Source organism: Clostridium sp. Cult3, from assembly GCF_021655115.1.
Classification (GTDB): Bacteria; Bacillota; Clostridia; order Tissierellales; family Tepidimicrobiaceae; genus PPXY01.
This window is the reverse complement of record NZ_PPXY01000031.1, coordinates 1-10808: the sequence shown is the minus strand read 5'-3', so window position 1 is coordinate 10808 and position 10808 is coordinate 1. Positions and strand designations below refer to the sequence as shown.

10 protein-coding genes and 1 riboswitch are annotated in these 10808 nt (G+C 34.3%); of the genes, 6 read left to right on the top strand and 4 right to left on the bottom strand.

All coding sequences use genetic code 11. From position 1 onward, the window contains the following. Window positions 1-203 precede the first annotated feature (203 nt). Together C3E88_RS06975 and C3E88_RS06970 are read right to left on the bottom strand one after the other, a co-directional pair. The gene (locus tag C3E88_RS06975; RefSeq protein ID WP_236909451.1) at window positions 204-1562 is read right to left on the bottom strand and encodes an NCS2 family permease; all 1359 of its coding nucleotides are present in this window, start codon (window positions 1560-1562) and stop codon (window positions 204-206) included. A gap of 362 nt (window positions 1563-1924) precedes the next feature. After that, window positions 1925-2509 carry a metal-dependent hydrolase gene (locus C3E88_RS06970; protein WP_236909450.1) on the bottom strand — a complete coding sequence of 195 codons (585 nt, stop codon included), beginning with the start codon at window positions 2507-2509 and terminating at the stop codon, window positions 1925-1927. Between the two features lie 209 nt (window positions 2510-2718). Between C3E88_RS06970 and C3E88_RS06965 the strand changes: the two genes are divergently transcribed. Then, window positions 2719-3129 carry an FMN-binding protein gene (locus C3E88_RS06965; protein ID WP_236909449.1) on the top strand — a complete coding sequence of 137 codons (411 nt, stop codon included), beginning with the start codon at window positions 2719-2721 and terminating at the stop codon, window positions 3127-3129. Between the two features lie 45 nt (window positions 3130-3174). Here C3E88_RS06965 and C3E88_RS06960 read toward each other — a convergent pair whose 3' ends face one another. Continuing rightward, the gene (locus C3E88_RS06960; protein WP_236909448.1) at window positions 3175-3636 is read right to left on the bottom strand and encodes a hypothetical protein; all 462 of its coding nucleotides are present in this window, start codon (window positions 3634-3636) and stop codon (window positions 3175-3177) included. A gap of 209 nt (window positions 3637-3845) precedes the next feature. On the opposite strand from C3E88_RS06960, the gene C3E88_RS06955 reads away from it, so the two are divergent. The 5 genes from C3E88_RS06955 to C3E88_RS06935 all read left to right on the top strand — a co-directional run bounded on the left by C3E88_RS06955 (window position 3846) and on the right by C3E88_RS06935 (window position 9098). Further along, window positions 3846-4232 (top strand): iron-sulfur cluster assembly scaffold protein, encoded by a 387-nt coding sequence (locus C3E88_RS06955; protein ID WP_236909447.1) that lies wholly within the window; start codon window positions 3846-3848, stop codon window positions 4230-4232. A 136-nt stretch (window positions 4233-4368) separates the two neighbouring features. Continuing rightward, window positions 4369-5805, top strand: coding sequence for a PTS system trehalose-specific EIIBC component (treP, locus tag C3E88_RS06950; protein WP_236909446.1), 1437 nt, complete (start codon window positions 4369-4371; stop codon window positions 5803-5805). A 66-nt stretch (window positions 5806-5871) separates the two neighbouring features. Further along, window positions 5872-7545, top strand: coding sequence for an alpha,alpha-phosphotrehalase (treC, locus tag C3E88_RS06945; protein WP_236909445.1), 1674 nt, complete (start codon window positions 5872-5874; stop codon window positions 7543-7545). A gap of 27 nt (window positions 7546-7572) precedes the next feature. Beyond that, entirely contained in the window at window positions 7573-8283 is a 711-nt protein-coding gene (gene treR, locus C3E88_RS06940) for a trehalose operon repressor (RefSeq protein ID WP_236909444.1), read from the top strand. A gap of 110 nt (window positions 8284-8393) precedes the next feature. Next, on the top strand, window positions 8394-9098 hold the full coding sequence (locus C3E88_RS06935; protein WP_236909443.1) for an N-acetylmuramoyl-L-alanine amidase family protein: 705 nt from the start codon (window positions 8394-8396) through the stop codon (window positions 9096-9098). Between the two features lie 53 nt (window positions 9099-9151). On the opposite strand, the gene C3E88_RS06930 is transcribed toward C3E88_RS06935, so the two are convergent. Further along, on the bottom strand, window positions 9152-10357 hold the full coding sequence (locus C3E88_RS06930; RefSeq protein ID WP_236909442.1) for an aspartate kinase: 1206 nt from the start codon (window positions 10355-10357) through the stop codon (window positions 9152-9154). 95 nt (window positions 10358-10452) lie between these two features. Further along, window positions 10453-10641, bottom strand: a riboswitch (Lysine riboswitch). Between the last annotated feature and the right edge of the window lie 167 nt (window positions 10642-10808).

Sequence of the window (10808 nt, the reverse complement as noted above, 5' to 3'; positions counted from 1 at the left end):
CGTGCTATTTGCCAAATCTCGAATCGGAGATGCCGTTCTTTATAAATATGCCGGGGGCTACCACTAAAGTAATTTAGAATTAACGACACATAATTCATAAAATGTGCATCATTAAGAGAAGTTATTTCTATTTTTATTGCTATTTTAAAAGCCAAGGGAAGTTTAAACTTCCCTTGGCTTTTATGTATATAATATTAAATCCTTTACATTATAGCAAATCTTATCATGAATAAGATAGATAATACATACATCGCTGGTTTAATTTCTTTATATTTTCCTGTAGCAAGTTTTAAAATCACATAAGAGATAATACCTACTGCAATACCTTCAGCAATACTTCCCGTAAAAGGCATTAATGCAATAGTAAAGAAAGATGGTGCCGCTTTCGTCATATCATCGAAGTCTAATTTGGTTACTGCTCCAATCATAAGAACGCCGATTACGATAAGGACTGGTGCTGTAGCAGCCCCTGGCACTATACCCACTATACCTGAGAAGAATAAAGCTATAATAAACATAACACCTGTAGCAAGTGCAGAAAGTCCAGTTCTACCTCCGGCAGCAATCCCTGAGCAAACTTCTAAATAAGTTGATGTGGTCGTACATCCTAAGAAAGAACTCAAAGTTGTAGCGATAGCATCTGTAAGTAACGCTTTCTTAAAGTTTTTAACATCTCCATTTTCATCGTATAAATTACCTTTTTCAGCAACTGCTAACATTGTACCAATATTGTCAAACAGGTCAACCATACTAATGGTAAGTATAATCATACCAATATTTAATATGGCTTTTCCAGTACCGCCACTACCCAGTAGACCAGCGAAGTCCTGTTTAAAAAAAGTATCTGCTATTGATGGTGGTAATGAGAAGGCTTGGAATCCTGAAAAATCAGTTACACCAAGAGGAATTCCCACTATAGTAACTATAGCTATGGAGATGAGGATTGCAGCCTTTACCCCTTTAGCCATAAGGATTAAAATTAAAAATAAGCCTAAAATACTTAATAGTACTGCTGGATCCCTTAAATCACCAAAGTGCATCCCACCTTCAACTGCAACAATGATTCCAGAATTTTTAAATCCAATAAGAGATATGAACAATCCAATACCAGCCGTTATTGCTATCTTTACACAATCAGGCAAAGCATTAATAATGATTTTTCTTAAAGGTGTTAATGTGATTATTACGAATAGCATGCCTGATATTGCAACAGCAGCTAAACCTTGCTGCCAAGTATAACCAAATCCCCCTTGGGACACGGGTGCACATACTTTATATGCGAAGAATATAGTAAGCCCTAGTCCTGGTGAAGTGGCAAATGGTAGCTTAGAGTAAAATGCATGTAACATAGTACCTATTATTGCAACTAAACATACAGAAGTGTAAAGCCCTTCCTGTGGTATTCCTGCATCTGCTAAGAAACTAGGAATAATAATTAGTGCATAAGCCATTGTTATAAAAGTTGTAATACCTGCCATAATTTCGGTTTTTACATCGGTTCCATTCTCAGATAGATTGTAAAACCTTTCTAAGAATGAATCTGAAGTATTGTCCCCGTTCATTTGAATCTCCCCTTTTAATATAATTTAATATGATTTTATTTTTTGAGTAATATGGAGTATAGTTAGCATTTAAACATTGTTATAAAAAGCTTTTACTCGAAATACCGTACTCAAAAAATACACATAAAAATTGTACTTAAAAAAATATTTCGATTCTATGTTAGATATTCACAAAAAAACATTCAATAATGAGCAATAAATCTAAACATAGTAACGATACATGTCGGTTTTTATCGAAATTTATGGTATAGATGCACAGTACATTTCGAAACTTTATAAGTTTATAACAATATAAAGAGATGAGGCTGATGGTTATAAATAAAAAGCATAGCTTCAAGGTAATTAAACTTGAAGCTATGCTTTTAACCTATATATCCCATCAAAACAAACACACAATATATACTTAAGATAGTAAATATTATCCTTTCCCAATAGTTACCAGTTTTAATGTTGATAGGAGAAGATACACTTATCTTCAGTGGATAGAACAATCTTATTCCCCTAGGAGTAAAAAAATCTGCTACTAGATGCAATACATACCCTACCATAAAACCAGAATATAGGGAATCCAGTCCATAGTTTGAAGTACCCATTTTAACTACAGATGCAGATAGTAGAAATCCTACTATACTGTGAGTGAATCCTCTATGACTAGATATACCTATAAGAACAAACACTAATCCCAAAAGCATTAAGTACTTATTATTTTTAACAAAATTCAAATACATCAATATACTGCCTAAAGCTAAATAAAACAACATCCTATAAAGGCCATTGTTAATCCATAATATCTTTTGATTTAACTTACCTTTAGGATGGTCTAAATCTGGTATTAAAGAGCCGACCATGGAAGCTAATACTAAAATTAATTGATTTTCTGGTGATTGCCCATGGGATAGGGTTAATCCCGCTGCAATACCCATTGCCACATGGGTCTTTCCTGTCATAATATACCTCCTTAGATGTCAAATATTAAGTCATTATATTATACATGCATACGAACACATATTCAAGATATAAATTGCATTTTCCAGCAAATACCATAACAAAAAACAATTCATATAAATGTGGATTTTATCTATAAATTGGGTATTAAATAATAATGATGGGATAAAGATCCCAATATTTGAATCTAAAAAGCAAGGGGTGAAATAAGTTGAAAAGATCTTTTAAGATTCTCCTAACAGTTCTAGTAGTCACATCTTTAATGGTAACTTTAACTGCCTGTGGATCAAAGGATTCTGGTAAAGGTGCTACATATAAAGATGGTACCTATGTAGGCCAGAGTGAAAAAAGGGAATTCGGGTATGAAGAGGCGGAAGTTACAATAGTGGATGGCCAAATAGCAGATATCGTATTGAAAAGGATGACTCCTGAAGGTGATGAAGTAAACTATGATGAATGGACTGGAGATGATGACAAGCCAAATTTGAAGCAATTTAAGGAAGATGTGGCAAAGGAAATGTTAGAAAAACAAAGCTATGAAGTAGATACTATTGCCACAGCTACTGAAACTGTAGAAGGTTGGAAAGTAGCTGTAAAAAATGCACTAGAACAAGCAAAATAATATCATATTAAAATTGAAGAGCAGTAGCAATCTACTGCTCTTTTCCTATTTTCTATTAGTATAGATTTGATTGCCTTGCCCATCAGGCCTTTCTACTAAAACATCTTCCCTTGCAATAGCCTTATATCTACTTACATTGGGATCTTCTAAGGTACCACCCATGCTTTTTATTATCTCTTCCGCTTCATGAATATTATTCTCATCTACATCTGTAATGACACAGCAGTTGATATCTGTAATCTCCTCAAAATCACTCATACCGCTGACCATGGGATTAGCTGCAGCTAAAGGTGAACTTCCCTTATCCACATTATCAGCTCCAGAGTTTAGAACTAAATCTGAAAGACTTTCCCCGCCAGCAGTACCAGCTAAGTCCGTCTTCACATCTCTATTTCCGATATAGTGATCATTAGCATCTATATAGGAATTATTAAATCCTGCTCCTTGAAGTTTATTCACCACTTCATTGGCCGTTTTTAAATCTCCAAAATAACTTTTAATTCTCATAAAAACCCTCCAATCCAATAATATAATACAAAATTATTATTTGTATTATAGCTAAAATATATTTAATAACAGTGGCAATTTATATCTTCTTATTAAGGCATTTTTTCAATAAAATAGCATTGAAATTTTTGAATTGATGTTCATTCCTAGAGGATTAGGTGTTATAATAGACAAAGTACTATCAATTTTATAAATAGGAAGTGAGATATATGTATTCCCAGTATTCTATAAAGGTAATAGAACATTTTATGAGCCCACAAAATGTAGGCAGTATGGTAGATTATGATGGAAAAGGTACCTATGGAGATCCTGGATGTGGCGATTCTTTAACCATATATATAAAGGTAAAAGATGATATTATCGAGGACATATCCTTTTTGGTATTTGGATGCACTGCTTCAGTGGCAACTTCTAGTATGACTACCGTCCTTGCAAAGGGAAAAACCATAGAAGATGCGTTAAAAATAGAAGAAGAGGACATAGTAGAAGCATTAGATGGATTACCAGAAAACAAGCTTCACTGCTCTAATCTCGGCGTACAGGCTTTAAGAAGTGCCATAGATGATTATTTAAATAAAAAAGATAAACTGGGTTAAAATAAAACCCAGTTTTTATTTTCCTTGACAAACTTGTACGTACAGGTTATACTAAAAATAATAGGACTTGTACGTACAGGATTAAAAAAGGTTTTCCTAAAACCAAATTTTAAATTATATTTAAGGGGGTAATGATATGTCCAAATTTACCAATGATATTAATCAGTTGATAGACTATATCGGTGGTAAAGACAATATTGTAAACGTGTCCCATTGTGCTACTCGATTACGCTTTGTATTAAATGATCCAAAGAGAGCGGATATAGAAAAAATTGAGGGCATAAAATCTGTGAAAGGGTCTTTTACTCAGGCAGGCCAGTTCCAAGTAATAATTGGAAATGAAGTATCTACATTTTACAATGAATTGATTCAAATAGCAGATATAGAAGTAGCCACAAAGGAAGATACGAAGGTGGCTGGTAGACAAAATTTAAATCCTCTACAGAGACTAGTATCTCATTTAGCAGAAATATTTGCTCCAATTATTCCTGCTATTGTAGTAGGTGGACTTATACTCGGTTTTAGAAATATAATTGGAGATATTAAGATGTTAGAAGGAGGAACCAAAACTTTAATAGAGGTTTCTCAATTTTGGGCAGGGGTACATCACTTCCTATGGTTAATAGGAGAGGCTATATTCCACTTCTTACCCGTAGGTATTACCTGGTCCATAGCTAAAAAATCTGGTACCACTCAAATATTGGGAATAGTACTTGGAATCACATTGGTATCACCTCAATTGCTAAATGCATATGGAGTAGCAGGTGGGGCAGAAATACCCGTTTGGGATTTTGGATTTGCACAAGTACAGATGATAGGTTATCAAGCTCAGGTTATACCAGCTATGCTAGCAGGGTATTTATTGGTATTCCTAGAGAAGAGATTACGTAAAGTAGTCCCAGAGTATATATCTATGATAGTAGTGCCATTTCTATCCCTAGTACCTACTGTATTGGTAGCTCATATAATATTAGGTCCAATTGGCTGGAAAATAGGTACAGTTATATCTAATGGAGTTTATGGTGGATTGACCTCTGGGTTTAAGTGGCTGTTTGCAGCTTTATTTGGATTTTTATATTCACCATTAGTAATCACAGGTCTTCATCATATGACCAATGCTATAGATTTACAGCTTATGAGTGAATTTGGTGGGACTAACCTATGGCCTATGATAGCCCTATCCAATATTGCTCAAGGTTCTGCAGTTTTAGCTATTATATTTCTTCATAAGAAAAATGAAGAAGAAAAGCAAATATCTATTCCCGCTACCATATCTGCTTATTTGGGGGTAACAGAGCCGGCAATGTTTGGAATAAATCTTAAATACAGCTATCCATTTTTGGCGGCTATGATAGGTTCAGCATTGGCAGCAATATTTTCTGTGGGCACCGGGGTTATGGCTAATTCCATAGGTGTTGGGGGATTACCAGGTATACTTTCCATCCAACCCCAATACATGGGTAAGTTTGCCATAGCTATGTTCCTAGCTGTAGCTGTACCCTTTGGATTAACTATGGCGTTTTCCAAGAATAAAAGATGGGAAAATAAGAGATTAGCTAAGAATCAAGGATAAAAACCAAAAGAAGGAGTTGAAACCTCCTTCTTTTTTAGTCACAATATATGAAGGAGAGAATATACTATGATAGACTTCAGAAAAAGCGTAATATACCAGATATATCCAAAATCCTTTAGGGATTCTAATGGCGATGGCATTGGAGATTTAAAAGGGGTAATAGAGAAGATGGATTACCTAAAGGAATTAGGTGTAGATTATATTTGGCTTACCCCTTTTTATTTATCTCCTCAAAAGGATAATGGTTATGATGTATCTGATTATAGAAAAATAGATCCTAAATTTGGCACCATGGAGGATTTTGAACAGCTGGTAGATGAAGCAAATGAACGAGGCATAGGAATAATGCTAGATATGGTATTAAATCATACTTCTACAGAACACGAATGGTTTCAAAAGGCCTTAACTGGAGATGAAAGATATAAGGACTACTATATATTTAAAGAGCCTAAAGATGGAAGGGAGCCAACCAATTGGCAATCCAAATTTGGGGGCTCAGCATGGCAGTATGTGGAGGAATTTGATGAATACTATCTTCATCTATTTCATAAAACCCAAGCAGATCTTAACTGGGACAATCCTCAGGTGAGGAAAGAGATCTATGACATAGTCAACTTTTGGATTGACAAAGGGGTCAAAGGATTTAGACTAGATGTTATTAATCTAATTTCCAAGCCAGAAGAATTTGTAGATGATCTACAAGGCGATGGTAGAAGATTTTATACCGATGGACCAAGAGTTCATGAGTATTTGAAGGAACTAAATGAAAATACCTTTGGACTAAAGGAAGATATAATTACCGTGGGGGAAATGTCTTCTACAGATATTGAAAACTGTATTAAATACTCCAATCCAGAGGAAAAGGAATTATCCATGGTTTTTAACTTCCATCATCTAAAGGTGGATTATAAAGATGGAGACAAATGGTCTTTGATGGATTTTGATTTTTTACAATTAAAGAGGATATTGATAGATTGGCAACTAGGTATGGAAAAGGGAAAGGGCTGGAATGCCTTGTTTTGGTGTAATCATGACCAACCTAGAATAGTATCCCGTTTTGGCAATGATGAAAAATACTTGAAGGAATCGGCTAAGATGTTGGCTACAGCTCTTCACATGCTAAGGGGAACTCCCTATATATATCAAGGAGAGGAAATAGGCATGACCAATCCCTATTTTGATAGAATTGAAGACTATAGAGATGTAGAATCCATCCAATATTATCACATACTAAGGGATAAAGGCATGGAACATGATGAGATAATAAAAATATTGCAATCTAAATCTAGGGATAATTCTAGAACTCCTATGCAATGGGATTCTAGCCTAAATGGGGGATTTACTACTGGAGAACCTTGGATTCCCATTAGTTCTAACTATGATAAGATAAATGTAAAAGAGGCTCTAGAGGATAAGGATTCAATATTCTACTATTATAAGGAGTTGATTAGCTTAAGAAAACAATATCCTATAATATCTCATGGTAGTTTTCTATCCATATTGGAAGAACATCCAAGGATATTTGCATATATGAGGGAATATAAGGATGAGAAACTATTGGTTATCAATAATTTCTATGGAGAAAAAACCCTATTTGAGCTTCCTGAGGAGATGGACTTAAAAGGATATAAAGCTGAAGTGTTGATATCTAATTATGAACCTTCTAATAAGAATATTAATTCTATAAAATTAAGACCTTATGAAGCTATAGTATATCATCTTGAAAAATTAAATTACTGATGGTACTATGAATTAAGGTGATATAATATGGAGATCAAATATTTGAGTATATATAATGATTTAATGGATTCGATAGAAAAAAAGGAGATTGGGGCAGGAGAAAAGCTGCCTTCTGAAAACCAGTTAATGGATATGTATGGGGTGTCTAGGGACACCGTTAGAAAGGCTTTAGATCTATTAGAAGGGAACGGATATATCCACAAGATAAAGGGAAAGGGTTCTTTTGTATTGGATATAAATAAATTTGATTTTCCCATAACAGGTATAGTAAGCTTTAAGGAACTTTCCCAAAAACTAGGTGTAAAATCCAATACCCTAGTCCATGAATTAGATCTTATAAATCCAGATAAATACTTCGCTAAAAAACTGGAGCTAACGAAGGAAGATTTGGTATGGCGGGTTATTAGGGTTAGGGAGATAGGTGACAAAAAGATCATATTGGATAAGGATTATTTTAACAACAGATATGTACCAAATCTGACTAAGGAGATATGTGAATCCTCCATATATGAATATATTGAGAAGGATCTAGGGTTAAATATTGGATTTGCAAAAAAGGAGATAACCCTTCAGCAGATATCTAAAGAGGATAAGGAATACTTGGATTTAGAGAGCTTCGATATGGTAGTAGTAGTTAAGTCCTACACCTATTTAGACGATGCCAGCTTATTTCAATACACTGAATCAAGGCATAGGCCAGATAAATTTAGATTTGTAGACTTTGCTAGGAGAAAATAAAAAACAAGTTCTATTATATTAATGTATGAAATAATCATAGAAGTAGGTTTATATTATGGTCTATATAAGGTGAGGATATGGGAAAAAAATCTAGGATTTATGTGATAAAATTGGATAGAAAAAAGCTAATACTATTAGGTACTATAATAGTATTAATTGGAATTATAGCCTTTTTAAAAAGTTCAAGGGTATCGAAAATATTTAACCCTAAAGATAGGCAAATAATAGTTATAGATCCAGGCCATGGAGGCATAGATGGAGGTACTGGGGATAGAAATGATATATTGGAAAAAGATATCAATTTAGATGTAGGATTAAAGTTAAAAAAGGAGTTGTTGGTAGAAGGATTTGAAGTTATCATGACTAGGGAAAAAGACGTATCCTTAGAAGAACTAAGCTCCATTAAGGCCTCTAGATATAGAAGGGATTTAGATGCTAGGAAGAGTATTATCAATGAAAATGATCCTTTAGTCTTTGTTAGTATTCATGTAAACTCCAGCAAGAAGTCCTCAGCCAGAGGTATAAAAATATACCACTTCCCCAATTCCATGGAAGGGCAAAGATTAGCTGAAAGCATAGCTAAGTCGGTAGATATACATGTATATGATAAATTTCTTAAGGATACATCCTTAAGGGCAGAGGTTTTATCGGAAAACTTTTATGTATTGAGGGAAACAAAATATACTGGAGTACTAGTAGAAGTAGGCTTTATAACCAATTTAGAGGAAAACAAGCTGTTGAAGGACCGAAAATATAAGGAAAAGGTTGCTTTTGCAATAAAAAAGGGTATATTAGAATATCTATCTAGTGATTAAATTATAAAATAAGCCTTAGGAAGCTAATATTAGTTTCCTAGGGCTCAAATACATTACATATCAAATTCTTCAGCTATTTTATATATAGCTTTTTCCTTGTCCTTGGTATTTATAGTATAGGATATTCTAATTTCAGATGTAGTTACCTGTTTAAACTGGATATCATTATCGGCAAATATCTTAAATAGCCTTGCAGCCACCCCCGATTGGGTTCTCATACCTAGCCCTACTACGGATATTTTGGTTACATCCTCCTGGATATCCACCTTTATCTCTCTCATCTTCATCTTCAACTCATGGATCAATTTCATTACAAGGTCTTTGCCATCCTTTGGGGCAGTAAAAGAAATATTCACATAACCATGAACGGGAGCAGTTTGACTGATCATATCTATATTTATATCCATTTCAGCTAATCTACTAAAGATATAACAAATATCTTTTGTATTATATAAGACATTGTTAATGGTAACCATCAAATCATCATCACTAGCGGTAAGACCTGTAACTACCTTGCTTTCCATAGATTCACTCAACTCCTTTATATAAGTTCCTGTAACTAGTCCGGTATTTAAAGCAATATATATAGGCACTTGATATTTACTGGCTAATTCCACAGCCCTTGTTTCTATTACTTTTGCACCTAGACTAGCCATTTCTAGCATTTCTTCATAACTGATATAATCAAGCTTTTTAGCATTAGGATAAATCCTAGGATCTACTCCATAAATCCCCTCTACATCGGTATATATTTCACAGGGACAACCTAATTTTGCTGCTAAGGCTACTGCTGTAGTATCGGAGCCGCCCCTTCCAAGTGTAGTAATATCACCGTTTTCATCTATACCTTGGAAACCAGCTACTATTACGATTTTACCTTTCTTTAGATGACATCTAACCTTTTTAATTTCAATATCTAAAATAGACGCCTTAGTATGTCTATCTTCCGTCACAATACCTGCTTGAAATCCTGTTAGGGCAATGGCATCATAGCCCATATCCTCTAGGGCCATAGCTAAAAGAGCCGATGTCATTTGTTCTCCCGTAGATAAGAGCATATCCAATTCTCTTTTACTAGGATTATTAGATATTTTCTTTGCCATTTCTATAAGGTCATCGGTGGTTTTTCCCATAGCTGAAACTACAACTACTAAATCATAGCCAGCCTCCTTTCTCTTAGCCAAACCTTTTGCAACGGATTTGATTTTATCGATGGAACCTACAGAAGTTCCTCCATATTTTTGTACTACTATGGACAATTGAATCACTCTCCTATTAAAATAAAAAAACAGTCACGAGTAAAAGAACCCATGACTGTTTTATATTTCTATAAAGAATCATATACTTTTACCCCGTGTAATATAGCGCTCTATTAGAGGATTGGGTAGTCACAACTAATTGCAGTGATGGGCCTATTCGACACATCCCCAACATAAGGCTTTAGGGAAACCCTATGCTTCGGCAGCTACACCTTTCCCATAGGCCCAAGACTCCCTAAGTCAAACCTATAGTACTCATCATAACTGCAACCTCTATATTACAGCTTATCTTTGAAATTGTTTTTAAAAGTATAGCATAGGAGTTAGGAATTGTCAAGAAAGTTATGGGTTATTTTATTATTATTCTATGATAATGTCATATTAAATTCATTCTGATAAAATGTCATATATGAGAGAGGAGATATTTAATATGACTCAAAAAGAAATAACT